This window comes from Nitrosospira sp. Nsp2 (assembly GCF_003050965.1).
Classification (GTDB): domain Bacteria; phylum Pseudomonadota; class Gammaproteobacteria; order Burkholderiales; family Nitrosomonadaceae; genus Nitrosospira.
Genome location: NZ_QAOU01000004.1, coordinates 142,578 through 168,066 on the forward strand (window position 1 = coordinate 142,578; position 25,489 = coordinate 168,066).

The window sequence follows — 25,489 nt, forward strand, 5'->3', positions numbered from 1 at the left end:
ATATTCCGCAGAATCCTGGATTTCGGCAAAGGAACGACAAGAGCTGTTAAGGAATCACCACCATCGGCCGCGCCGCTATTCGTCGCCAACGTACACTTGATCGAAGTACCTATGCGCATACTTCACGTCCTCGACCACTCCATTCCCTTACACAGCGGCTACACTTTCCGCACGCTCTCGATCCTGAAGGAACAGCGCGTTCTGGGATGGGAGACTTTTCACCTGACGAGTTCCAAGCAGAAAAATTGCGACGCACTGGAGGAGGACATTGACGGGTGGCATTTCTATCGCACCCCGGTCGCGACCGGCCTGATGTCGCGCTTGCCGGTCCTGAACCAGCTCGCGGTCATGGATGGGCTGACGCACCGGTTGATTGAAGTGGCGACGAGCGTCAAGCCCGACATCCTGCACGCCCATTCCCCGGTCCTGAATGCAATACCCGCAATACGTGTGGGCCGTCTTATGAGCATCCCGGTAGTGTATGAAGTCCGAGCGTTCTGGGAAGATGCGGCGGTAGACCACGGCACCAGCCGCGAATGGGGGCCTCGCTATCGCCTTACTCGCGGCCTGGAGACTTATGCGCTGACCCAGGTCGACGCGATTACCACTATCTGCCAGGGGCTGCGGGGAGACATCGTTGCGCGGGGCATTTCCAAGGAGAAGATTACGGTCATTCCCAATGCCGTGAATATCGAGAATTTCAGCGTGGGCAACCCCGCCGATCCGGCGCTTGCGCGGGCCCTCGGTCTCGAAGGTAAGCTGCTGCTAGGTTTTATCGGCTCCTTTTATGCTTACGAGGGCTTGAGCCTCCTGCTCCGCGCCTTGCCGGAAATGCTGTCACGCAGCCCCGACGTCCGTGTTCTCCTTGTTGGCGGCGGGCCGGAGGAGAGCGAATTAAAGAACCTTGCTGTGCAACTGGGGGTTGAGGACAAGGTTGTCTTCGTGGGACGCGTTCCTCATGAACAGGTGCAGCGATATTACAACTTGATCGATGTGCTTGTTTATCCGCGGCTTCGGATGCGGCTCACGGAACTCGTGACGCCGCTCAAACCACTGGAAGCGATGGCGCAGGGCCGGCTGGTTGTGGCATCAGATGTAGGCGGCCATCAGGAATTGATTCAGGACAATAAAACCGGCGTCCTTTTCAAGGCGGACGATGCCGGCGCCCTGGCTTCCAAAGTACTTGAGCTACTTGCCCAGCCTGAGCGCTGGCCTGTATTGCGCGACGCTGCCAGAAGCTTTGTTGAAACGCAACGCAGCTGGGCAGGCAGCGTTGCGCGCTACCAAGGCGTCTATCACATGGCGCTTCACAGGGACGTGCAGGAATGAGCGTACCGGGCGCGCGCATCGGCCTGGTCGGTCCGCTTCCCCCGCCTTCCGGCGGGATGGCGAACCAGACGCTGCAGCTGGCAAACTTGCTGCGCGAGGAAGGCTTTAAAGTGGATCTGATACAGGTCAACCCGCCTTACCGCCCAGGCTGGGTCGGCCAGCTAAAGGGGGTGAGGGCAGTGTTCCGGCTCCTCCCCTACCTTGCTAACCTCTGGACATCGGCTGGGCGGGTCCAGTTGTTTCACGTAATGGCCAACTCCGGCTGGTCATGGCATCTCTTTGCCGCCCCGGCGATCTGGATAGCGAAGCTGAGAGGCATACCGGTTATTGTCAATTATCGCGGTGGAGAGGCCGATGTGTTCTTCGACAAAGCCTTTACCTGGGTAAAGCCCAGCTTGAGCCGCGCTGACGCCGTTATCGTTCCTTCCGGTTTTCTTGAAGCTGTGTTCGGGAAGCGCGGCTTCTCTACCAGCATCGTGCCCAACATTATCGATCTCAGCCGTTTTGAAGCCGACACGCGGCAATGCAGCTTGGGGCTAACGGATTCCCCGCACCTTATCGTCACACGCAATCTGGAGCGCATATACGACAACGCCACGGCCTTGCGCGCGTTCAGCATCGTCCGCAGCGCATATCCCGGGGCGAGGCTGACGCTGGCAGGTACCGGACCAGAGCGGGAGCCGCTGGAACAGCTTGCCGCAGGACTGGGAATAACGGATGCCGTGGTGTTCTCCGGACGGGTAGACAATGAACGCATGGCTGTGCTCTACCGCAGTGCGAATGTGATGATCAACCCGAGCCTGGCCGATAACATGCCGATTTCGGTGCTGGAGGCGCTGGCAAGCGGTGTGCCGGTCGTGACGACGAATGTGGGCGGCGTCCCTTATCTGGTCGAGCATGAGAAAACTGCCTTGCTGGTACCCGCGCAGGACCCGGAAGCTATGGCTGAGGCGATCCTGTCGTTGCTGAATAATCCCGTCAAGGCGGGGGAGATAAGGCAGGCCGGCATCGACTCGGTACGTCAGTACACATGGCCGAACGTGCGGGTGCGTTTGCTCAGTGTTTATAAGAGGCTCCTGGCGAAGACTGGCCGTTCGATGGCGGACGCGAAATGAATCCCGGTTCGTCAAGAAGGGATTTGTACACCGCACTCGTATCCGGCGTTTTCTTTCCGCTGCACGAACTCATTAAAAAGCATGATAGCGTCGCGATCCGCAAGGAGATGGAAATATCGCAGTGGTGGGACGAGGGCCATCTGGAGCAACTCCGTCTTTCCCGGTTGCGACACTTGCTTGCGAGCGCACAGGCACGCGTCCCCTATTACCGCAGACTCTTTTCCGATATTGGCTTCAGGGTGGAAGACATCCGCTCGCTGGCGGATCTAGCAAGTTTACCTCTTCTTGATAAAGCCGCGATCCGTGCCAGCAGCGATGCGCTCAAGGCGGAGAATGCAACCGACCTGACACGCTTCAATACTGGTGGTTCCAGCGGCGAGCCGTTGGTCTTTTACATCGGTAAGGAGCGCGTAAGCCACGACGTCGCGGCCAAGTGGCGCGCAACCCGCTGGTGGAATGTGGATATTGGCGACCCCGAGGTCGTGATCTGGGGTTCACCCATCGAGCTTGGCGCGCAGGATCGCCTGCGTGCGCTTCGTGATCGTATGCTGAGGACGCGGCTGCTGCCCGCCTTCGAGATGTCGGAAGAAAAACTGGACCGGTTTCTGGATGAGATAAGCGCTACGCGCCCGAAAATGCTGTTCGGCTACCCGTCCGCCCTGTCCCATATTGCCCGGCATGCCGACGCCCGGGGGCGGCCAATGGATGATCTGGGCATTCGGGTTGCTTTTGTCACCTCTGAACGGCTCTACGATGAGCAGCGCCAACAGATCGGCAAAACGTTCGGATGCGCGGTGGCGAATGGCTATGGGGGGCGTGATGCGGGCTTCATTGCCCATGAATGTCCGCAAGGGGGCATGCACATTACCGCCGAGGATATCATCGTCGAAATCGTCGATCAGCGGGGCATCCTCCTACCGCGTGGCCAGGCGGGCGAGATTGTGGTTACCCATCTGGCTACGGGCGCCTATCCGTTTGTCCGCTATCGCACCGGCGATATTGGCGTACTGGATAGCAAATCCTGCAGTTGCGGAAGGGGCCTTCCCCTACTCAAGGAGATCCAGGGGCGCAGCACGGATTTCCTGGTGGCAAAAAATGGAACGGTCATGCACGGTCTGGCCCTGATCTATATCCTGCGTGACTTGCCGCAGATTCGAAATTTCAAGATTACACAGGAAAGCATTGATCTCACGTGCGTGTGGGTGGTTTCAGATGATGGACTCGGCAGCGAGCTGGTCGGCAACATTGTTCAGGGTTTCAAGGCAAGGCTGGGTCAGGAAGTGGAAATCCTTGTCAAAGAGGTGAAGGAGATCCCGTCGGAAAAATCGGGCAAATTTCGCTATGTTGTAAGTAAGGTGGCGCCGTCTTGAAAGTAATGCGTCGGAAGCTAAAATGAGATTGCGGCGGTCGCGCAGATGTTTGATGTGAAATAAACCGGAGGCCTGCTGGTAAACGGGATAATATTCCCCGACGCTGGGAGCAGGGCAACGAGAGCTTCTTGCTGAGCGGTGGTTGTAGGCGCCGCGGATGATCCTGCGTTCCTTTAACAATAAATATTCGCACCTTGGGGACCGGGAAAATGATAGGGCCTTAACGAGTTCAGCCTGGGGCGAGTGGAACCATTATGCTGAGGTGCTAAATGAGTGATGAGCAAAACACATCTTCGACCCCATCAACCTTCTATTACGAAGAAGGACGTGACGAGATGGCCGATTATGTCCCCGCATCGATTAAACGCCTCCTCGACGTAGGGTGTGCTCAGGGGAAATTCGGCACGAATCTGCTAAGAGACAACAGGGAACTGGAAATTTGGGGGGTAGAACCCTTCGAGGATGCAGCCGAAGTTGCCCGAGGGCGGCTCACAAGGGTCATTAACACAACTGTGGAGGATTCTCTGGCGAGCCTGCCTGAGGGATACTTCGATTGCGCGGTTTTCAATGATTCGCTTGAACATCTGGCTGATCCATGGGCGGTGCTGGGCCAACTCAAGGCTAAGCTGGCGCCGGGCGCGACGGTCGTCGCCTCCATTCCCAATCTCCGGTACTTCCATGTGATAAAACAGCTATTGCAGGAAGCCGATTTTGAATACGCGCCCTACGGAGTGCTGGATAAAACCCATTTGCGCTTCTTTACCAAGAAAAGCATGCAACGCCTCTTTGCCGAGAGCGGCTATCGCGTCGAACGCATAGACGGGATCAAGCCTGCTGCTTTTCCATGGAAGTTTGGCTTGATGAACCTGCTGTCCGGGAATGCTTTCGAGGACGCGCGATACGAGCGTTTTGCCCTGGTGGCGAGTGCTTCTTAGCTCGACCGCGTGTCTATTCGATCTGCTGATTAAGCAGGGGGCGGTTGCTTGCAGTCAGCGGAATCGAGTTTGAGAAAACAACAACTCGTCGCGACGTTCGGAACCACGTTGCTTCTTTACGTGCGACCCGAAAATCGCCGGAGCAAGCCTTGCAGCCGCGCTGATAAGGAGAGCACGCCGCTTGCGAGCGGTATACGATTTTCCTGCCGCTCTCAGAATCAGGGCTATAATCGCCGTAGAGGATATGCGGCGCCTCGTGGGGTCAGCCGTGGCTTAGCTCTGCAAAATGATCGCATTTAAAACAAAAGTGGCTCATCGGCTTTCAACTTATGTCAATATCTCTCGACTGTAGAATTTGCGGCAATTCACAGGGCAACCGCGAATTCAAGGTCCTTGAGATGTTCTATGGCACTCGGGAAGAATTTACTTATTTTGAATGCCAGTCGTGCGCTACGTTACAAGGCACGAAAGTGCCAGACGACTTATCCCGATATTACCCCCCTGGTTATCTCGGTCCAATTTCAGATCAATCGGAAGCGGATGTGCGGCCGAATCCACTACGCCTGTTTTTGAAACAACAGCGCGTGCTTTATTTGCTTTATGGTAAAAATCTGCTGGGTTGGCTCGCGAGCAAAATCGGCGAGGATTACTTTGGGTACACGTGGGAATGGTTCCGGAAGGCGGGTGTGACACCTGCTTCCCGCATACTGGATGTTGGATGTGGTCCCGGGCTCCTGCTCAAGAATATGCAGTATCAGGGGTTTTCAAATCTCTCCGGCGTTGACCCCTTTCAGGAAAAAACTCTCCCGGGCCTGAACATTCATCGGACTGAAATAAACAAACTAACTGGTCAGTATGACTTCATAATGCTGCACCATTCGTTGGAACACATGCTCGACCCTGCAGGGGCGCTGTGTGAACTCAAGCGTCTTTGCAGCCCCGGTGGGACTATCCTTATTCGAATTCCTGTCGCAAATTGCTATGCCTGGGAGCGCTACGGGGTACATTGGTTTCAAATTGATGCGCCTCGTCACATTGTTATTCCTTCGGTTCGCGGAATGGAAATACTTGCCGAACGTGCCGGATTGCGGTTAAACGAAATCGTCTTCGATTCAGATGAGTTACAGTTTTGCTGTAGCGAACAGTATATGCAAGGGATTTCCTTAAAGGACTCCCGCTCCTACGTCATAAACCGCGAGACAAGTTTTTTCACTCAAGCACAGATTGAATCTTTCAAGCAGCAGAGCCAGGACCTCAATGAGCGTGGCCGCGGCGATCAGGCGTGTTTTTATTTCAGGAATCCAGCTTAGACGAACAGACCTGTTTTCTCACTACACCCGACCCGAAAGTCGCCTGAGCAAGTCTCGCAGCCGTCCTGATAGTAACGTAGGCTGTTCCGAGGTCCGGTCCCAGGTACTATGATCTGTATCCTTTACCGGATGCCACAGGAGGTCTGGCTCGGGTCCGGGCGCGGTCATGGCCGGGCGAAACACGAATGTTCCAGGGGTCAGCGATTTGTCCAGCCAGTTGTTGCGGTAATAGCGGTTTTCTCTTCCCGGCGGCACAAACTCGCCATCGCCTCCAATATCTTCTATCCGCAATCCCCGATACGTCAGTACGGTGGGAACCACGCACTCCGAATGCCCCGCCCATCTGTGCTCCCGGTACTCGGAGGCCAGGGTCTCCAGAGCAGCCCGCGAGAACCGCACGATGGGATTGAATGAGCGCAGCCATTGCTGCTGGGGCAACTCGACCTCGTCGGGCAATTCAAGCGACTTCCACAGCGGCCAGTCCGGGATCCGATCGTGGCGCGCGATGCTGGTGCTGAGCAAATCCGCCGTGTTACCGGCAAAACTCTGAAAGAAGCTTTTCCAATCGCCCGAGTATACGACGTCGTATTCCAGATACCAGTAATTGTCGTAAGCAGGCAGGCGATGAAAAGCGCTGAGAAGCATGCCGTCCTCATTGCCGGGGATCTTGTCCGGAAAGTAGCGGCAAGGGCGCTTGTACTGCGGCCAATCGTGACTACCGTGGGGGAGCGCCTGTCCCGCACGGCGAGACACTTCCGCCTCGCTCAGCCTGGTTTCATCGTAATAGAAGAAAACGTCATGATCTTCCGGCACTTCTGCGCGCAGCTTTTGCAGCCTTGCAAGCACCGTCTCGCCCAGGAGGTGGCTGCTGAACAGAACCGCGTTACGTTTCATAACCGTTTCATATCATGAGCCTCTCGTCCGGCGGATGCGCGTTAATTCTGTTGCACAAGCAAGTGCTCGACAAGCGGATCGCTTGCATCCAGCTCGTCATCCGACGTGTAAAGGCGCATTTGAGATTGGGAAGGCAGAAGAAACTCGTGCGCCTTTGCGGTCGCGCGCCAGCCGTGGGACCCTGCTATTTCCTTGGGGTCAAAGGCTTTTTTTACATATTTCTGTATTGCGTGTTCAAGGCTCAGCACGATGTAATGTTTGAGCTTGAAGTCTACGGTATAAGGTCGGATGCCCTCAAATTGGACGACGTGACCGCCGGTGTCGCGTAAATTCACCGATGGGACGGTCCAGCGGCGGTTGTGCACCAGCTCACTCACGAGTCTCCTTGTGCCGGGCCAGCGCCGGGGCTGTTTCTTCCAGGCGTTCAGTCGGTGAGGGTGACGCTGTGCAAACGGATAATACCATCGCATCGTTTTCTGAAACTCGGCATTATCGTGCTCCGGAAACTCACGGACCGGTAAAAACGTATACTCCATGAAGTTGACCGCGTTGTAGCCTTTTCCGTCCACTTCTTCTAGCGCTTCAGCCAACGTTTGCCGGGAGTTGGGCGCAACCCTGATCTCATCCGGGTCGGCGTGCATCAGCCAGTCGGCTTCGATCTCGTCCGCCAGTTGCTCCTTGCGCATCAATATCTTCTGCCACTGGTACATACCGTGGCGAGGGATTCGCTCGATGCCGATTACATTGCGGCCAAGGTATTCGCGGGCAATGGCGAGCGTGTCATCGGTTGAGTCGTTGTCCAGCAAATAGACGTCTATCCCTTGGTGAAGATAATGTTCAAGACAGGCGCGGATGAATCGCTGCTCATTGTAGCTGGCTAGTATTGCGACGATTTTCATAACTGGTTGAGGTTCAATTGCTCACTGTTTTTTTGAGTTCTGGATTTAGTGCAAGGAGCGAGGATTAGGTAAGGGTTTTGGGTATCAGCTCTATTGAACTTACTCATAGATAACGGCAGTAATTCTTGTTCTATAAGGGACAGACATAAACGTCTCGCAAAAGGCTTCGGGGAAATCAACGCGGTAGCTTATTCCACGATACAAAGAAGCGCAACGCAGGAGCACGATTTGGTTTCGCCTCGCGTCGTAAGAATTCGTTCCCATCTCTGAAAGAATTCAGCCGTGATGATCATCCTTATCCTTACAGTCAGTACGGCTATATGTGAATTAGCGAACGGACGTTCGAAGTGACATTGGATATTCTATCGTTTTGTTCAATTAGTCTCCTCGCCCACTTTCGTCACCGAACACAATACGTTTGAAGAACAATCTCGCCCGGAGCGAGCGCTCTCTTCCTGAAAGAACAGAAATTGGGATATCCCATGCAAGATATTCAAAATGCAAGCCGGAACGACAGGTTGGCGCGGCTAATAGCTTTTTACCTGCCACAATTTCATCCTATTCCAGAAAATGACTTATGGTGGGGCAAGGGCTTCACCGAGTGGACAAATGTGGCAAAGGCAAAGCCGATGTTCCCTGGCCACTATCAGCCTCATGTTCCCGCGGACTTGGGTTTTTACGACCTGCGCGTGCCGGAAACACGGGTGGCGCAGGCGGAAATGGCGCGGAAATATGGGGTTGAAGCATTCTGCTACTATCACTACTGGTTTGGGGGGCGGAGAATTCTGGAACGCCCATTCAACGAGGTACTGAGATCAGGCGAGCCGGATTTTCCTTTTTGCCTGTGCTGGGCGAACCAGACTTGGACTGGCGTTTGGCACGGCTGTTCAGATAGGGTCTTGATCGAACAGACGTACCCCGGCATCGCCGACCATCAGGCGCATTTTTATTCCCTATTGCCGGCGTTTACCGACCGGCGTTACCTGACATTGGACGGAAAGCCGGTTTTCCTGCTATACAACCCCAAGGAAATACCCGACCTGGAGCGCGTGGCCGACTATTGGCGCGAAATGGCTTTGAAGGAAGGGTTGAAGGGACTGCACCTCGTTGGCGTTAGCAAGGACCCCGCGTTCCCTCAGAGGCATAACCTGGATGCCTCGGTGAGCCCGAATCTGCCGTCCATCGAAGACACCTGGTATAGCTGGCGGCAGCCAATCAAGAAGCTGAAATTGTTTTACCGGAATGCGAAGAGCAGGCCTGCGATATTCAAGTATGGAGACGTAGTGCTGGACTTCATCCACGAGGTGGAGCCCGGCATCAAAAACTATCCCTGCCTCGTGCCAAATTGGGACAACAGCCCGAGAAGCGGAAAAAATGGTTTGGTGCTGGAGGGATCCACCCCTGAGCTATTCCGCATTCAAGCTAAAAAAGCCCTGCAGGTTACCGACGGCACACCTCTGGAGCACAGGCTTATTTTCATAAAGGCGTGGAACGAATGGGCGGAGGGAAACTATCTGGAACCCGACCTGAAGCTCGGGACATCTTACCTTGATGTCGTTAAAGACGAGTTTTGTGACGAGGAGAGCAGCGGGCAAGCAGCGTCTGGGCCGGAAGTGGATGGGCGCTCGGAGGAGAGTGATGTGCTTGCCGCGTAGCTTTTAGCTTTTACCAAAGTTAGAGTGGCCTATCGCTTATAAATCCTAAGACATTCGTTTCCCACCGGGGAGCACTGCGTCCTAGTCACCTAGTGTTAAACAATGAAACGAATGAGCATCAAATTTGTTGGTTGGAACGAGAAAATAAATATTGTAGAGCCTGTCGAATCAGGAGATAGAAATTCCCGCGTAGAAGGTTAGCCCAAATGTATGGATGAGAAAGCAGGAGTGAAGGAAGCCAGTTCGGCACCTTCCGGTCTTCCTTCCACATCCCACCACGTCCTAAGAGAGCATCCCAGATGGCGAATAGTGTGGCAGTTTCCTTCTGGCTATCGCTAATAGCATGCCACGAGGATGCCAGCAATAATGCCCCCGCCACGTAATTTCTTGTAAATCTGAAACGCTGTCTTCGTGGCAAGTGATTCATCCAAAAAAAATATTTATTTCTCGTATTTAAATACACATAGTATGGAGGGCGTTTAGCTGGATCGTCTGCTCCAGCATGGAATACTATTGCCTCAGGAACTATCTTGCTACGGAACCCTGCGCGGATTAGCCTGACAGAAAAATCGACGTCTTCGAAATATGCAAAAAACTTTTCTTGGAACCCACCAAGTTGTTTCAGAATTGATGTTCGAACAAGTAATGCAGTACCCCAAAGGCAGAAGCTCTCGGGGCTTTTCTCTTGAGACACCAATGCATCGTGAAGTTGTTTGAATTTCTCAAAATATTGAAACTTCCAGTTTATCGCACACCCACAGAATTGAATTTGTCGGGTCTCTGGGAATTCACTTTCAATAAGCACAGGAGATACTGAACCCACTGCTGAATCCGAATTCATTTCGGCCACAAGAAGGCCGAGGGCCTTGGGATCAATTATGGTGTCATTATTGAGGATCCAAATATATTCATAACCATTGTCTATAGCAAAGTTGATACCCTGGTTTTGCGCGGTAGTAAACCCAAGATTTTTAAAATTCTGGATTAGCTTGACCTGAGGAAATAACCTGGTAATAGTTTCTGAAGAGTTGTCGTGTGATGCATTATCAATAACCACCACAGAAAAATTTTGATAGTTTGAGTTAAAAAGAGACCTCAGGCATTCAACTGTTTTATCTTTCCCGTTCCAGTTCAATACCGATACTAGAACGTTAGGTTTTCTCATATCGCGCTATTCGCATAATTTTACAGATTAACAGGAGGCTTTAGAATTAACCTTCGAGTTGAACAATTAAAAGGAATTGAATGTATCTCATATTACGAGTGAATTCTGGAAATAACTTAAAAAGCAATCCTTGCTGGTCTTTATGGCTCGTCATAAATCCTAGTTGCTACCGATTAAAAACGAAACATCGGTTTCGATGTCACTGGTTTAGCGAACAATATTTTTTCTGTAAAAAATCGTAAAAAGACGTTTCATCGCGAATTCCGAAAGCTTCGAACGTCAATTTCATTCGAACAGTAAGTGTTCAATATTACGATCCACTGGTACCCGTCCGCCACCATGTCTTTACATGCCGTAGCACCAACACAAGTTCGTCGCGTAACGGGGTTTTTAACACCCAGATCGCTCCCATCCACATCAAACTGGTCACCAGAACCTGTGCAATAAAGTTTGGAATGAAAGAGAGCGCGGTGTTACCCCAAGTGAGGACGGCTACAAGAGATGGCGTCACCGCCACAATCATTAGCAGGATATTCTTACGGTAAATACGGCTGAAGGAGGCAAACGGAATTTGCAGGAGCCTTTGGCTGACGATCTGGTAAATACATAGCTGAACCGCGCCTACGGCGGCTACTGCCGTTGCCACCGAGGTCAGGCCGTGCCGCGCCGTAAGCAACACAGCAATAACGGTTACGACCTGAATGCTAGCCATAATTCTAAAAGAGGTGCGTATCCGTCCCGAGGAAATCAGCATCTGATCCACCAATAAAGTGGTATACACAAGAATGGCGTAGACGCAGAGAATGCGCAGGACCGGCACCGACTCCAGCCACTTTTCGCCGAACAGGATCCGTATCACTGGTTCGGCCAGTATGCCGAGCGTTGCAAAGAAAGGCCACGCCACAGCAGTGATGCAGGCGACTAGGAAAAGATATTGGTCACTGTCGATTTTCCCGTCGCGATGCTGTTTTGAAAAATGGGGCAGAATGACGCCCCAGAGGCCTTCGGTAAACGCCTTGTTGAAGATGTTGACCGTTCCCAAGGCTCGACTGTATAGCCCTACCGCACCCATATCCAGCACTTTTCCCAGTATCCAGTCGGGCGCGGTGTGGCCTGCATGGACGATGATTTCGCTCGACCCGGCATAACGGCAGAAGGCGAAAACATGGGGGATTTCGCGCAAGCCAGGGAGCAGCATCACGCCCGGCGGGCGGAACAGGAGCGTGAAGATCACGCTGGTCAGCGTACCGGCAATAGCGCTCCATACCAGGCTGCGATACCCCTCGCCCGCAAGAGCGGCAGTGATGCCCGTTGCCGCCGACGCAATCGCGCTGGCGACCTGGATGATCATCGTATGTTGAAAGCGCATCTCACGCCGGAGATAGGCAAAGGTGATCGCGCCCACCGGAACCAGCAGGAAGTTGATGCACAACAGACCGATGACCTCTCGCACCGCCTCGCTCTCGTAAAAATTCCCTATCGGAGTTCGAGTAAAATAAAGAATCAGCGCGATACTCCAGCCGAACAGCAGGTTGAGGGTAAAGGCCGCCCGGATTCTGTCCGTTGTTAGATCCTTCTCCTGGACAATGTAATTGTTGATACCGAATTCCCGGAGCAAGTGGCCCAGCCCGACAAATACGGATGCAACCGTGTAAATGCCGATATCCGCGGGAGTGAGCAGACGGGCCAGTATGATCGTCGTCACAAAATGTATGACGAGTGTCAGGTATTTGTTCAGGTAGGAATAAGCGAGCGCTACTCTAAAACTGGCCACGGCCAATATTCTTCATTTTGTTGGTAGAGGTAGGGATTACGGCTTTCCCATGTAGTTACTTAGCCGCGCGTGTTCCGCGGGGAACGGAGGGAACGTGATTATAACGTTGACTTGTGACTGATTCAGTGTTGAGTATATAGTGATTTCGACCTTCACCTTTCGAGAAAAGAAGCCTTTTAGCATGGCTGACCCCAAACCCGCTATCTCAGTCATCATCCCTTCCTACAACTGTGAGGCTTATATTGCCGAGACAATCGGCAGCGTTCTCGACCAGACGTTCGGCGACCTTGAACTCATTGTTGTGGATGACGGATCGACTGACCGCACCCGTGATATCGTTTTGTCGTATGGGACGCCAGTCCGGCTGCTTACCCAGAAAAACGCAGGCGTATGCGCGGCGCGAAACTATGGGATACGCGAGGCCACGGGTCAGTACATCTGCCTCATGGATCATGATGACTACTGGTTTCCAAATAAACTTGCGTTACAGTTGGAGCAGATGCATCGGCACCCGGAAGTCGGCCTGGTTTACAGCTCGTTCATCTGGTGGCATCCCGGCGAAGACGGAGTCTTCCCGCATCACAACAGCTTTGACCAAGCCTCGTTTCCTGACGGCACCGATGAACAATTCTCAGGGTGGATATATCACCAGCTTCTGCTTGATTGCTGGGTTTTGACCAGCGCGGCGTTAATCCGCGCGGAAGTGTTCGACAAGTGCGGCGTCTACGACGAGTCCCTGCCTTACAGCGAAGACTGGGACCTATGGTTGCGGTTTTCGCGCGAATACCCTTTCATCAAGTTGAAAAGGCCACTCACCCTTTATCGCCAGCATCCCCGCCAGGGAAACCGCGTACCCAGAAGCATAGACTATCGCACCGAGTTGCTGGCAAAAGCGGCAGCGAAGTGGGGACTTTGCAGTCGCGATGGCCGCTGCATCACCAAGCGCCAATTCAACGAGAATATTGCGCGCTATCATTCGGAATACGGCCTTCACAACCTCTCCGCCGGGAACCTGAAGACCGCTAACCGCGCTTTTCTCAAAGCCTGGTCACGCTATCCGCTCAACTGGAAAAGCCTTGCGTTTATTCCTGCAGCGCTGCTGGGATGGAGGCCGAAGTGGTGACCAAGGGCACGACAGGGGCATGACAAGGCGCGAATGTCGAACGGATGGGATATTCAATATCTGCGTAGCATTTTTTCGATCAGCCAGACCGGTTTAATCATTAGCCAGCTCCACGATTTATAAATCCGGAAAAACTTGATCCGGTAATCGGCCCGCTCTTGATTGAGGTAGCGGATCTGCTCCACCAATTCAACGCTCCAGTTTTTCTGGTAGGCGGCAAAATCGGCAGCGATGCGGTCAACCGCTGAGTATGGAATCTCTTGCCCGGCAGCCGCGTCGCTGAATATTCGGTGCAGATCGTAAGCCATCAACGGCAGCCCTTCCTGCGGAGGTTCCAGCGTATCGGCTTTGTGGTGGCGAAGACCAGGAGATACGAACTCCTCGATTTTTTTCTTTGCTTCACCCACCGGGACCGGAAAAACGAGGCTGGCTTCCTGCGCTATCTTTGATAACACCCCGACTGGGTATGTTACAACCTGGTCGAAATCGATGAATACTCTTGGCAGCCCACGCGAATGACGCTCCGCCGTCAAGGAATGGATCAGCCAAAGCACCAGCGCTTTTTCCCTGGAAAAGTGATCCCGTTTCTGAAGCGACCCTGCCACTTCAAACGGGTTTCTGTTCATGCAGATGAAAGTGGCCTTGATCTGCCGAGTCGCAAAAATGGGGAGCCACGCCGGCAGCAAGCGGCACATGCGCGGGTCCTTGAGCGCCCAGACAGGCGCATCCTTGAAGTCCCGCTCCACCAGACCGATCAGCCGGTTGGAAAACGGTTTGACAAGATCTGTTTCCCACCATTTCTCGCCCAGGGTATCGGCCAGGGGCAACAGGTCATCCCATTGGGAGTTCAGGTTTAGCAATAACTCATCATGGGCGTCGACGATGTCCTCATGTTCCCAAAACCCTTTTTCGTTGACCCCCTGCTGTGGCGCATACAGGCTTCGTCCCATTTTTACGCCCACCTGGCTGAGCAAACCTGTCAATAGCGAAGTTCCACTTCGGTGCATGCCCAGAATGATCAGTGCATTATTGTCCTTCACCAACTCTCCACGTATTTTTTACTCTGTTCCGTATAGCCCGGCCACCCGGCAACGGGTCTGTTTCAGGCAGAACGGCCGGATTGCTCAAAACATTTAGGCGCGGCGCGAAAGAGCGTGCTCAACTTTATTCACCCATCCCCGGATCACCACTGGCGACTCCAGGTATCTTATAGCGAGAATATGCCGGCTCGTCAGTAACGGGACGTATCGGCTTATATCCCGCATGTTGCCCAATAGTCCAATTGTGCCAGTTCTGTCCTGCTGCCATAATGCATTTTACCGGTCGCAGCAGGGCCCGCCTGGAACAAACTTGCATTTCCACCCTTCGTGCTAAAATTTCGCTCCGCTCCGTGCAGCACTACCCATTTTCGATGAACAATTTTAACAGTGTAACCATCTCCACCTTTGATTTTAAAAAGGACGATCAATCGATAGATCGAACTTTGCGTCTTTCGATCCGTTAGTTGCATAGAGGAAAGTATGGCTTTTGGCAGAACATGAACGGCGGCAACAATACAGTGTGGCATCGCGCCACCATAACGCGTACGCATCGGGAGCGATTGAATACGCATCGCTCAGTAGTGCTATGGTTTACCGGGTTTTCAGGTTCGGGTAAGTCCACGTTGGCGCACGCGGTGGAAGACAGGCTCTATCACATGAACTGCCGCACCTTCGTGTTGGATGGCGACAATGTCCGCCAGGGCCTGTGTTCCGATCTTGGTTTTTCCGTCCAGGATCGGTCGGAAAATATCCGCCGCATCGGCGAGGCTGCGAAATTGCTGGTTGAATCTGGCGTGATTGCGATGACGGCGTTCATCTCCCCCTTTCACATCGACCGTCAGCGCGCGCGAAGCATTTTTCCTCATGGCGACTTTATCGAAATCTTTTGTGATGCAAGCCTGGACGTGTGCGAGCAACGCGATGTGAAGGGTCTTTACAAACGCGCCAGGGCAGGAGAGGTAAAGGAATTTACCGGAATTTCCTCGCCTTACGAAGCGCCGCTCAATCCCGAGTTGTCGATTCTAACCGGCGAGTGGCCGATCGAGGACTGCGTGGAGCGGGTGATCGGCTATCTGCGGCAGCGCAATATCTTCAGCGGAGTGCAGAACAGCGATGGATAGAAACATCCTCTTACGTGCTCGCTTCGGGCATGGGGTCAAGGGTAAAAATGGCGATATGGTTTTGAGTGAAGACTAATATAATTTCCGGCTCGTGGCCGGGCAATCGACGTTGCTTTTACCCACTAATGCACTACACGGTTCTAAGGAGCTAAGCTAGAGCGAAGCATGAGAGACATTCTCGTTACCATTATCGTTTTCGCCTTGTTGCCTCGCATCTTCAAGAAGCCATACGTGGGCGTGATGATGTGGGTTTGGATCAGCGTCATGAATCCGCACACTCAAGGTTGGGGATTCGCGACCACCTTCCCGTTTGCCGCCATTATTGGCGGTGCGACGATAATCAGCCTTCTTTTAACGAGGGATCCGAAAAACCTGCCCCTTACTTCGGTGACCTGGGCGCTTATCGCTTTCGTGCTGTGGATGAACGTTACCACGGCGGCGGCGCTGATGCCGGAAGAGTCGTTGGTCCAGTGGAACAAGGTCATGAAAATCATGCTCATGACTTTCGTGACACTCATGCTGGTAAAAACCAAGGAACAGGTCCATCTCCTGATCCTCGTAATAGTGGGATCCGTCGGATACTACGGTGTCAAGGGTGGAATCTTCACGATCGTTACCGGGGGAACGGATATGGTCTGGGGACCCAACAGCACATTCATCGAAGGCAACAATGAGATCGCGCTCGCGCTGATCATGACTATTCCGCTTTTGCATTATCTGCAGATGGTCTACACCGATAAACGAGTGCGGTTCGCACTCACGGTTGCCATAGTGCTATGCGCCATTGCTGCGTTGGGATCGTACTCTCGCGGCGCCCTGCTTGCGATTGTGGCGATGGGTGGATTCCTCTGGCTCAAGAGTCAGAACAAGCTCCGCATCGCGCTGCTCGTGATTGTTGCTATGTTGCCCGCCGTCGCGTTCATGCCCGAGGAATGGTCGACAAGAATGGATTCGATCAACACGTATGAGGAGGATCAGTCGGTTCAAGGCCGTTTCAACGCCTGGTGGATGGCGTACAACCTGGCTAAAGAGCGGCCGTTCGTCGGTGGCGGGTTTGAAATCATTACCGAAGACCTGTTTTATATGTACGCCCCAAATCCCGAAGATTTGCATGCGGCCCACAGCATCTACTTCCAGGCGCTGGGAGAGCATGGCTTTGTTGGCCTCGGGCTTTACCTGTTATTGGGATGGCTAACCTGGAGAACCGGGACGTGGATTATTCGCAACACTGCCAAGCGAAAAGAGCTCCATTGGGCGTTCGCACTGGCGAGAATGATCCAGGTGAGCCTGATCGGTTTTGCTGTTGGCGGCACCTTTCTAAGCCTGCTGTATTTCGATGTGCCTTACTACCTCATGGCGGCGATGGTAATCACCCGAGTCCTGGTTGAAAAGGAACTGAAGAAACAGGCTACTTCGGTCGTCGATAATAAAGGCCCGGGTTCTGCGGGTCAGTTTGGGCAGCTGAGCCCTTCGCAATCCCAGCCCGTAGCACGGGACTCGGGCTAGCGGCATGACTGTCCGGAGGGATTTGCCCAGGCTTGTTCGCGCCCCGACGGCGATGGCTCATCGCGGCTTGTATACCGCCGCATGAGCCCTGCCTGGAACGAGCCATTCAGCCCATGAGCACGCGCACACGGAGGCTTTGTTGCTGACCCGTTCGCTATTGCAGCTCCTGTCCCGCGGCGGTTCGCAGGGCCGCCTGTCCATACTGATCTATCATCGCGTGGCGGTTCAACCGGACCCGTTGTTTCCAGACGAATGCGATGCCCGGCGTTTCGATGCGCAGTTGAGGCAGCTTGCCACATGCTTCAACGTCATTCCGCTCTCGGATGCGGTGCGCGGCCTTAATCGGGGAAAACTGCCTCCCCGTGCGGCCTGCATTACATTTGACGACGGGTATGCGGACAATGCGGAGGTCGCCTTGCCGATTCTGCAAAGGCACGGCTTATCCGCCACTTTTTTTGTAGCGGCAGGCTTCCTTGACGGCGGGCGGATGTGGAACGACACAGTCATAGAGCTTGTGCGTCGCGCGCCTGGAGAGTCCCTCGATCTGAGTGAAATTGATCTTGGACGATTCGAGATTGGGAGCATTCCTCAACGCCGCGAGGCCATCGCCAATCTCATAGACAAACTGAAGTATTTGCCGATGGAATCGCGGCAGGTGAAAGTGGATGAAATGTGCGCGCTTATCCCGGCAGTTCCACCAGACAATCTCATGATGACGTCAAATCAGCTCAGGGCGCTGCATGCGTCCGGGATGGAAATCGGCGGACATACAGTGAATCACCCCATCCTGGCGCGTACGGAAGACAGCGTCGCCAGTGCGGAAATAGCGAATGGGAAGGAAATGCTGGAAGGCATCATCCGAAGTCCGGTGCGGATTTTCGCTTACCCAAACGGGAAGCCGGAGCGCGATTACATGCGTCAGCATCCGGAAATGGTGAAACACTTGGGTTTTGACGCGGCGGTTTCGACTGCTCACGGCACGGCGACGCCGGGCAGCGACGTATACCAGTTGCCGCGGTTTACGCCGTGGGACCGGAGCGAACTGCGCTTCACCCTGCGAATGGCGCAAAATATGCTCACGGCCGTGGAAACGGCCTAGGGGTTCCGACCAATTGCAACTGATGGGGTAATTCTATGGAAAGACCGATTATAGCGTTTGGACATGATAGCGAAGGCGAGCCAATCGCGATTCTCAACTGCGGGCACCCGCAGCACGTGCGTCATAACCCGCCATTCATCAATCGTCCATGGGTTACATCGGAGGAAGGCCGTAACGGCATGATCGGGCAGATGCTCAACTGCATACGTTGCGATAAATTCGAGCTGCCGGGCAACTTTGTTCCTTACAAGCGGACCTCTGTCTTTACCGAAGAATCGCTTCCACTCGGCTTGAGAAAGGACCACTCAACCAAAACGGGGGTGTGGGGGAAGATCGTGGTGGAAGAGGGAAGGCTCCGCTATCGGGTAGGCCCGTTGGGCGTCGATGTGGAATTGTCGCCCGACAATGGCGGGATTGTCATACCAGAGGTACTGCACAGCGTGGAACCTCTTGGCCCGGTTCGGTTCTTCGTTGAGTTTTATCGAGCTCCCGATGAAGGCGCGCCTGTGTCAGCGGCTTCGCCGACATCGCCCGCCTCGCCAGTTTGAAGCTCATTTTGTCTGCTCGTTGCCTGAGGGCTAGCGCATTCATCGTCTTCCTCTTCCCCAACCACGCCGAGCAACGTTACGCTGTTCCAGGGATCCAGCCACGCATCTGACTTGGCAATCGCAACGGCAGAGCCCGGCCTTAAACTTGAGCTGACAACGGGTGCGTAACCATGTATGGGAAGAAAAGTTGCATGGAATGAATTGGTCCAGTTCGAGAGCCCCGCGGATGTCAGCCCGGCATTGAGAGGGTGGAGCGCCTGACAGGAGTTAATGATCGGGTTTTGCTCGGACCCGGCATAATCGATATATCCATCGAGTTCGTCGCGCAGGAACGAGTCCGGATGGGTCCACCAGAAGGAGCCCTCGAACTCCCCATCCAGAAACGAGACAATTCCCAGCCCGTTGCCGTTTCCCGCCCAGTTTATTGCATTCACCGCATGACCGAGGGCTCCATCCCAGCACTCGGGCGCGGTTATCGCGGGCACGCATCTGCCACCGCGGTTGGGGGCGTCCGGGTCAACCGGAACGCTCCCCGCGTCTCCACGGATGGCATGAAAATCAGCATCTGAAGTGGTGATGAAGGCTCGGCCGCCACGCGCCGCTTCTAGGGCTGTTTTATTGTCGAGAATGCCGCTGAAGTCGGGCCTGGCGGGTGGCCCATCGGGCGGACCGGTAAGGAAGGCTTCGCCGCTTTCGATAACCAGGACGTCAAACGCGGTAAAGTCCGGCGCAGGGTCCCCGGCGTGCCAGTACGTCAGGTTCCATCCCGACCCGTCGCTTTGAGGAAGGGTATGGACCATGCGGGATAGTTGTGAAATCTTTTGACGATACTCGGAACCGGCAGCAGCGTAGGTATACCACAGTACCTCCAGGGGGTCGGCGCGTGTCTGCGGACTCAAACCGAGCCCGGCAAGAAGCACAACAAGCACGGTCGGCCGGATCAAAAATGGAGCGCTTTTCATTCAATTCCTGTTCAAATCCAACTGCGTTAGAGTCGCGCAGTGCTATCGTAAAGCTGAGTGGCACCGACTGGCAGGAGGCTTGCTGATAGGGACAGTATAGAAAAATCACGACCTGAGTATTCAAACTTGGGCCTGAACCAATTTAAGGGACTGGCAAGCAGTGGGGATCGTTTTCTATCTTTCCTGCTGGCGAATGTTTTTGCAGGGTAGGCGTTTGCCGAAGGCTGCAAACAGACGGCAAACAGACGGCAAATTCAGGCGGCGCTATTTCAACGTAACGAGCATCGCCGACGGCCGCTGCCGGCTACATCTGATCCTGTTAAATCCCCGGCTGATATTACGCGAATTAGCGGCGTTCCCGGGGCACGGCGGCGACTTTTCATTGACTGATGTGCTCAGGCAGATTAGAATCCGCCTGTTTTAAAATGGCCGCGCCGGATTTAATGATTCAGTGAGGCATGAAAGAAGAACCGAACGCGGCACCGGCTGAGGAACGAAAACCAGGTCTTCCAAGAACAGACAAACGCACGTCTGCGAGCCCAATGTCACGCTAAGCAGTTGCTTTTCGACTGACGCTTTCCGACAGAAGCCAATAAATGCCCTGGATACGAAACAAGCCCGTACGCATCGTCATGCGTTGGCAACTGATTATCACGACGGCGATGGTGCTGGCGCTTGGTTTATTGTGGGGCTTTCATGGCGCGGCTTCCGCGTTGCTGGGCGGGGTAGTGAGTATTATTTCGGCTGCGGCTTTTTCCGCGATCGTTTCGCGCTACCAGGGCGCCACTGCGGGCGGGGTCTTAATCACTGCATTGAAAGCCGAGGCGGTCAAGATTCTCGTCATGGTGATCCTGCTTTGGCTTGTCCTGACCCTGTACAAGGATGTGGTCGCGGTAGGGTTTATCGGAACATTCGCGCTTACCGTTTTAATTTTTGGCATGGCTTTGTTTGTAACGGATGACCAGAAGGCTGCGGGAATTAAACAGTTTGAATAGGTAAACAGATGGCATCAGGCACCGAACTCACTCCGACCTCGTACATGTCGCACCACTTGACCAACCTGACCAGTTCGTTGGGCGATGGCGCATTCTGGACGCTGCACGTTGATACGCTGGTAATGTCGGTATTGCTCGGCATTATGAGTTTTGGTTTTCTGTGGTGGGTGGTGCGCGGCGCGACCTCCGGAGTTCCGGGCAAACGTCAGGCATTTGTCGAACTGGCAGTCGAGTTCATCGACGAGCAGGTCAAAAGCACGTTCCATGGAGATCGCCATGCTTTTGTCGCACCCGCGGCGCTGACAGTGTTTGTTTGGGTTCTGATGATGAATACGATGGACTTGTTGCCCATCGATATCATGGCCAAGGTATATGAGTTGCTGGGGCTTCACAACTGGCGCAGCGTACCGACCACTGACATAAATACCACCTTCGCGCTGGCGCTTTCGGTATGGCTGCTGATGATTTTCTTCAACGTCAAGGTCAAAGGGCTGGGCGGCTGGACACATGAGCTCGTCTGCACGCCCTTCGGCAAAAACCCCCTATTGTGGCCGGTCAATATCCTGTTCAACCTGGTCGAATACGTATCCAAGCCTCTTTCCCATTCCCTGCGTCTCTACGGAAACATATACGCCGGGGAAATCATATTTCTGCTTATCGGCATGTGGGCCGCCACTGGCCTGGCTGGAACGATCTTTGGCACGCTGCTTGGTGCGGGCTGGGCTATCTTCCACATTTTGATCGTCACATTGCAGGCGTTTATTTTCATGATGCTGACGGTGGTTTATCTTTCCATGGCGCACGAATCGCACTGATTCACGCTACTGCTTACCAGTTTACTATTTACTACCACGACGAGAGGAAAACGAGATGGAGAATTTGCAATACTTGGCGATGATTCAGGCCTACACGGGCATTGGTATCGGTCTGATGATCGGCCTTGGCGCAGCGGGCGCCTGTATTGGTATCGGTATCATGTGCAGCAGCTTCCTGGAAGGCGCCGCGCGTCAGCCGGAAATGATTCCGACACTGCAAGGCAAAGTGTTCCTCTTGCTCGGGCTGATCGACGCCTCGTTCATTATCGGTGTCGGCTTGGCAATGCTTTTCGCGTTCGGCAATCCCTTGCTGGCGGTCATCAAGTAATAGTTTAAGCACCCGGTACCTCATCAAAGGCTAGCGATGAATATTAACTTTACGCTTTTTTCCCAGGCAATGGCGTTCGCCGTCTTTATCTGGTTCACGGTCAAGTTCGTATGGCCGCCTTTGCTACGCGCGATAGAAACCCGGCAGAAAACGATTGCCGATGGGCTGGCGGCAGGCGAGCGCGGCAAGCACGACCTGGAGTTGGCAAGTCATCGATCCGCAGATCTGGTGAGGGACGCGAAGCAGCGGGCAGCCGATATCATTGCCCAGGCGGAAAAGCGCGCCGCCGAGATTGTCGAGGAAGCGAAATCGTCCGCGAAAGACGAGGGTGATCGTATCCTCGTCGGCGCCAAGGCGGAGGTCGAACAGGAGGTGTTCCGCGCCAGGGAAAGCTTACGGCAGCAGGTGGCAGAGCTGGCGGTGGCCGGTGCCTCAAAAATTCTACGGCGGGAAGTGGATGCAAACGCCCACGCGGATCTGCTTGCTTCCATCAAGGCAGAGCTGTAAGCGATGGCTGAAACTCGCACGATCGCCCGGCCCTATGCCGAAGCTGTTTTTAGACTGGGGAAGGCCAAGGATGAGCTTGCCGCTTGGTCGGATATGCTGCAACTCACTTCTGCAATAGTCGCGGATGAGCGAATTCGCACGCTTATCGGTAATCCGAAGGTACCACCCAGACGGTTGGGCGAGCTGCTCCTCGGCATTTGCGGGGACAGGCTCAACGATGAAGGGCGCAATTTCATTTTACTGCTGGCTGAAAACGGGCGGGTCGAAATCTTGCCCGAAGTAAGCGAAATGTTCGAGCAGCTGAAGACACAGCACGAAGGCGTGCTGGGCGCCCAAATCCTTTCTGCGTTTCCCATGAACGATGCCCAGTTGGGTGATCTCGTGGCTCATCTCGAAAAAAAATTCAAGCGCAAAATAGAGGCCAAGGTTAGCGTCGACCCCGAACTGATAGGCGGGGTAAAAGTTGAAATCGGGGACGAAGTGCTCGATGCCTCCGTGCGGGGCAAACTGGAAGCCATGGCTGTTGCACTAAAAAGCTAGGAGTTATTGAAATGCATTTAAATCCATCCGAAATCAGTGAACTGATTAAAAGCAGAATCGCGGGGCTTGAGACTGCCGCTGAAGTCCGCACCCAGGGAACCATCGTGTCGGTCACCGACGGTATCGTTCGGGTTCATGGTCTTTCCGACGTGATGCAGGGCGAGATGCTTGAGTTTCCCGGCAATACATTCGGCCTGGCGCTTAACCTTGAGCGTGATTCCGTCGGCGCGGTTATTCTGGGGGAATATGAGCACATCACCGAGGGTGATACCGTCAAGTGCACGGGGCGCATTCTAGAAGTGCCGGTGGGTGAGGAATTGATAGGCCGCGTGGTAAACGCCCTGGGGCAGCCGATCGACGGCAAGGGCCCGATAAATACCTCGCGGTCTGAACCCATCGAAAAAATTGCGCCGGGTGTGATCTGGCGTCAATCGGTGAACCAACCGGTGCAGACCGGCTTGAAATCCATTGATTCCATGGTTCCAGTCGGGAGGGGGCAGCGTGAACTGATTATTGGTGACCGTCAGACCGGCAAAACGGCCGTGGCGATAGACGCGATCATCAACCAGAAGGGCGAGAACATGACGTGCATCTACGTTGCGATCGGACAGAAGGCGTCGTCCATCAACAATGTGGTGCGCAAGCTCGAAGAGCACGGGGCGATGGAATATACGATCGTCGTGGCTGCCACCGCCTCTGAATCGGCGGCCATGCAATTTATTGCGCCTTATTCCGGCTGTACCATGGGAGAGTACTTTCGCGATTCCGGCCGCGACGCCCTCATCATTTATGATGACCTGACCAAGCAGGCGTGGGCCTATCGCCAGATTTCGCTGTTGCTGCGCCGTCCGCCCGGACGGGAAGCGTATCCGGGCGACGTATTCTATCTTCATTCGCGTCTACTGGAACGTGCCGCACGGGTTAGCGCGGCTTATGTGGAGAAAGCGACAAATGGAGAAGTAAAGGGCAAGACGGGTTCGCTTACGGCTCTACCGATAATTGAAACACAAGCTGGCGACGTTACGGCGTTCGTGCCCACCAATGTCATTTCCATTACCGATGGCCAGATTTTTCTGGAAACCGACTTGTTCAACGCCGGCATTCGCCCCGCCATCAACGCCGGTGTTTCGGTATCACGTGTGGGTGGCGCAGCACAGACAAAGGTTATCAAGAAGCTGGGCGGCGGTGTTCGTCTCGCGTTAGCTCAATATCGCGAACTCGCGGCGTTCGCGCAGTTTGCCTCTGATCTCGACGAAGCGACCCGCAGGCAGCTGGAACGCGGCAAGATGGTGACGGAATTGATGAAACAGCCGCAATATGCCACTTTGAGCGTTTCTGAAATGGCGATCACGCTGTTTGCTGTCAACAAGGGGTATCTGGACGATGTGGAAGTAAAGCGCGCGCTGGCATTCGAGTCCGCGCTCAAAGGCTACATTCGCAGTAAGTACCCCGCGATCATCGATAAGATCGAAACCACGAAGGATCTCGACGCGGCGACCGAAAAGGAACTTGACGCCGCGATACAGGACTTCAAAAAGAACGGAACGTACTAACCGATGGCCGGCAGCAGGGAAGTACGGAACAAGATCAAAAGCGTAAAAAATACGCAAAAGATCACGCGCGCCATGGAAATGGTGGCGGCATCGAAAATGCGCAAAGCGCAGGATCGCATGAAAAAAGCGCGTCCCTATGGCGACAAGATACGCAACGTGGCTGCACACATGAGCCGGGCCTACACTGAGTACCGCCATCCGTTTCTGATCGCCCGCGATACAGTGAAACGGATCGGCATTGTCGTTGTTACATCGGACAAGGGTCTCTGCGGCGGGCTTAACACAAATGTGCTGCGCATGGCTGTCAGTAAAATGAAGGCGTGGGAAGCAGAGGGCGAGCAGATCGAAGCGTGTTGCATTGGAAACAAGGGCTTCGGTTTCATGAATCGCTTTGGCGCCAATGTCATTTCGCACGTGATAGGCCTGGGCGATACGCCCGACCTTGAGAAACTGATAGGAGCGGTGAAAGTCATACTGGATGGTTACACTCAGGATCGGTTCGATCGCGTGTACATGTTCTATACCCGCTTTATCAACACGATGAAGCAGGAGCCCGTGATGGAGCAGTTGCTCCCGCTCTCCGACGAGCGGCTGAAAACGAGTGACGGCCCGACCGGCCAGCGCGGCCTGTGGGATTACATTTACGAGCCTGAAGCAAAGCCGGTGATAGACGACATCATGGTGCGGTATGTGGAGGCGCTTATATACCAGGCCCTGACTGAAAATATGGCGTCGGAACAATCGGCGAGAATGGTGGCGATGAAGGCCGCCTCGGATAATGCCGGAAACGTCATCAATGAATTGACGCTTATTTACAACAAATCCCGCCAGGCTGCCATTACCAAGGAATTGTCTGAGATCGTTGGCGGCGCGGCAGCGGTTTAAATATTTTGATTCAGTACTTTA

The 25,489-nt window shown here is 54.1% G+C and carries 24 protein-coding genes; 18 read left to right on the forward strand and 6 right to left on the reverse strand.

Annotation, left to right across the window (positions count from 1 at the left end; translation table 11 throughout):
* The first annotated feature begins 111 nt into the window (after positions 1-111).
* The 5 genes from C8R31_RS10515 to C8R31_RS10535 all read left to right on the forward strand — a co-directional run bounded on the left by C8R31_RS10515 (position 112) and on the right by C8R31_RS10535 (position 6,059).
* Positions 112-1,329 carry a TIGR04063 family PEP-CTERM/XrtA system glycosyltransferase gene (locus C8R31_RS10515; protein ID WP_107694020.1) on the forward strand — a complete coding sequence of 406 codons (1,218 nt, stop codon included), beginning with the start codon at positions 112-114 and terminating at the stop codon, positions 1,327-1,329.
* Complete coding sequence (locus C8R31_RS10520) at positions 1,326-2,444, forward strand: glycosyltransferase family 4 protein (RefSeq protein ID WP_107694021.1); 1,119 nt, start codon at positions 1,326-1,328, stop codon at positions 2,442-2,444. Before C8R31_RS10515 ends, C8R31_RS10520 begins: the two co-directional genes overlap by 4 nt.
* Positions 2,441-3,814, forward strand: coding sequence for a phenylacetate--CoA ligase family protein (locus C8R31_RS10525; RefSeq protein ID WP_107694022.1), 1,374 nt, complete (start codon positions 2,441-2,443; stop codon positions 3,812-3,814). Before C8R31_RS10520 ends, C8R31_RS10525 begins: the two co-directional genes overlap by 4 nt.
* Before the next feature lie 269 nt (positions 3,815-4,083).
* The gene (locus tag C8R31_RS10530) at positions 4,084-4,749 is read left to right on the forward strand and encodes a class I SAM-dependent methyltransferase (RefSeq protein WP_107694023.1); all 666 of its coding nucleotides are present in this window, start codon (positions 4,084-4,086) and stop codon (positions 4,747-4,749) included.
* Between the two features lie 470 nt (positions 4,750-5,219).
* Complete coding sequence (locus tag C8R31_RS10535; protein ID WP_181320552.1) at positions 5,220-6,059, forward strand: class I SAM-dependent methyltransferase; 840 nt, start codon at positions 5,220-5,222, stop codon at positions 6,057-6,059.
* Positions 6,060-6,080: 21 nt separating this feature from the next.
* Here the strand turns inward: C8R31_RS10535 and C8R31_RS10540 are convergent, their stop codons facing one another.
* On the reverse strand, positions 6,081-6,953 hold the full coding sequence (locus tag C8R31_RS10540) for a hypothetical protein (protein ID WP_107694025.1): 873 nt from the start codon (positions 6,951-6,953) through the stop codon (positions 6,081-6,083).
* A 41-nt stretch (positions 6,954-6,994) separates the two neighbouring features.
* Positions 6,995-7,852, reverse strand: a complete 858-nt coding sequence (locus tag C8R31_RS10545; RefSeq protein ID WP_107694026.1) for a glycosyltransferase family 2 protein — start codon at positions 7,850-7,852, stop codon at positions 6,995-6,997.
* 482 nt (positions 7,853-8,334) lie between these two features.
* Between C8R31_RS10545 and C8R31_RS10550 the strand changes: the two genes are divergently transcribed.
* Complete coding sequence (locus C8R31_RS10550) at positions 8,335-9,507, forward strand: glycoside hydrolase family 99-like domain-containing protein (RefSeq protein WP_107694027.1); 1,173 nt, start codon at positions 8,335-8,337, stop codon at positions 9,505-9,507.
* A gap of 118 nt (positions 9,508-9,625) precedes the next feature.
* Here C8R31_RS10550 and C8R31_RS10555 read toward each other — a convergent pair whose 3' ends face one another.
* Positions 9,626-10,672, reverse strand: coding sequence for a glycosyltransferase family 2 protein (locus C8R31_RS10555; protein WP_107694028.1), 1,047 nt, complete (start codon positions 10,670-10,672; stop codon positions 9,626-9,628).
* A 310-nt stretch (positions 10,673-10,982) separates the two neighbouring features.
* Positions 10,983-12,446, reverse strand: a complete 1,464-nt coding sequence (locus C8R31_RS10560; RefSeq protein ID WP_181320554.1) for a lipopolysaccharide biosynthesis protein — start codon at positions 12,444-12,446, stop codon at positions 10,983-10,985.
* A 181-nt stretch (positions 12,447-12,627) separates the two neighbouring features.
* Here C8R31_RS10560 and C8R31_RS10565 point away from each other — a divergent pair, with 181 nt between their 5' ends.
* Complete coding sequence (locus tag C8R31_RS10565; RefSeq protein ID WP_107694030.1) at positions 12,628-13,569, forward strand: glycosyltransferase; 942 nt, start codon at positions 12,628-12,630, stop codon at positions 13,567-13,569.
* 53 nt (positions 13,570-13,622) lie between these two features.
* Here C8R31_RS10565 and C8R31_RS10570 read toward each other — a convergent pair whose 3' ends face one another.
* Positions 13,623-14,609: a sulfotransferase family protein gene (locus tag C8R31_RS10570; RefSeq protein ID WP_107694031.1), complete on the reverse strand. Its 987-nt coding sequence runs from the start codon at positions 14,607-14,609 to the stop codon at positions 13,623-13,625.
* 497 nt (positions 14,610-15,106) lie between these two features.
* On the opposite strand from C8R31_RS10570, the gene cysC reads away from it, so the two are divergent.
* The 4 genes from cysC (at position 15,107) to C8R31_RS10595 (ending at position 18,883) form a co-directional block, all read left to right on the forward strand.
* Complete coding sequence (cysC, locus tag C8R31_RS10580) at positions 15,107-15,730, forward strand: adenylyl-sulfate kinase (RefSeq protein ID WP_107694033.1); 624 nt, start codon at positions 15,107-15,109, stop codon at positions 15,728-15,730.
* A 165-nt stretch (positions 15,731-15,895) separates the two neighbouring features.
* Entirely contained in the window at positions 15,896-17,236 is a 1,341-nt protein-coding gene (locus C8R31_RS10585) for a putative O-glycosylation ligase, exosortase A system-associated (protein ID WP_107694034.1), read from the forward strand.
* Positions 17,237-17,375: 139 nt separating this feature from the next.
* Positions 17,376-18,335, forward strand: a complete 960-nt coding sequence (locus C8R31_RS10590) for a polysaccharide deacetylase family protein (protein ID WP_107694035.1) — start codon at positions 17,376-17,378, stop codon at positions 18,333-18,335.
* Between the two features lie 35 nt (positions 18,336-18,370).
* Positions 18,371-18,883, forward strand: a complete 513-nt coding sequence (locus C8R31_RS10595; protein ID WP_107694036.1) for a DUF3565 domain-containing protein — start codon at positions 18,371-18,373, stop codon at positions 18,881-18,883.
* On the opposite strand, the gene C8R31_RS10600 is transcribed toward C8R31_RS10595, so the two are convergent.
* A complete protein-coding gene (locus tag C8R31_RS10600) occupies positions 18,814-19,845 on the reverse strand; it encodes a PEP-CTERM sorting domain-containing protein (RefSeq protein ID WP_107694037.1) in 1,032 nt (343 codons plus the stop codon). The genes C8R31_RS10595 and C8R31_RS10600 overlap by 70 nt on opposite strands.
* 596 nt (positions 19,846-20,441) lie before the next feature.
* Between C8R31_RS10600 and C8R31_RS10610 the strand changes: the two genes are divergently transcribed.
* The 7 genes from C8R31_RS10610 to atpG are packed head-to-tail and all read left to right on the forward strand — an operon-like array spanning position 20,442 to position 25,468.
* Positions 20,442-20,840 carry an ATP synthase subunit I gene (locus tag C8R31_RS10610; RefSeq protein ID WP_107694039.1) on the forward strand — a complete coding sequence of 133 codons (399 nt, stop codon included), beginning with the start codon at positions 20,442-20,444 and terminating at the stop codon, positions 20,838-20,840.
* A gap of 8 nt (positions 20,841-20,848) precedes the next feature.
* Positions 20,849-21,655, forward strand: a complete 807-nt coding sequence (gene atpB / locus C8R31_RS10615) for a F0F1 ATP synthase subunit A (protein WP_107694040.1) — start codon at positions 20,849-20,851, stop codon at positions 21,653-21,655.
* Between the two features lie 55 nt (positions 21,656-21,710).
* Positions 21,711-21,983, forward strand: a complete 273-nt coding sequence (gene atpE / locus C8R31_RS10620) for a F0F1 ATP synthase subunit C (RefSeq protein WP_091136282.1) — start codon at positions 21,711-21,713, stop codon at positions 21,981-21,983.
* A 36-nt stretch (positions 21,984-22,019) separates the two neighbouring features.
* The gene (locus C8R31_RS10625; protein ID WP_107694041.1) at positions 22,020-22,490 is read left to right on the forward strand and encodes a F0F1 ATP synthase subunit B; all 471 of its coding nucleotides are present in this window, start codon (positions 22,020-22,022) and stop codon (positions 22,488-22,490) included.
* Positions 22,491-22,493: 3 nt separating this feature from the next.
* Positions 22,494-23,030 carry a F0F1 ATP synthase subunit delta gene (locus tag C8R31_RS10630; protein ID WP_107694042.1) on the forward strand — a complete coding sequence of 179 codons (537 nt, stop codon included), beginning with the start codon at positions 22,494-22,496 and terminating at the stop codon, positions 23,028-23,030.
* A gap of 11 nt (positions 23,031-23,041) precedes the next feature.
* Positions 23,042-24,583 (forward strand): F0F1 ATP synthase subunit alpha, encoded by a 1,542-nt coding sequence (gene atpA / locus C8R31_RS10635; RefSeq protein ID WP_107694043.1) that lies wholly within the window; start codon positions 23,042-23,044, stop codon positions 24,581-24,583.
* Between the two features lie 3 nt (positions 24,584-24,586).
* Positions 24,587-25,468 carry a F0F1 ATP synthase subunit gamma gene (gene atpG, locus C8R31_RS10640; RefSeq protein WP_107694044.1) on the forward strand — a complete coding sequence of 294 codons (882 nt, stop codon included), beginning with the start codon at positions 24,587-24,589 and terminating at the stop codon, positions 25,466-25,468.
* Positions 25,469-25,489: the final 21 nt, after the last annotated feature.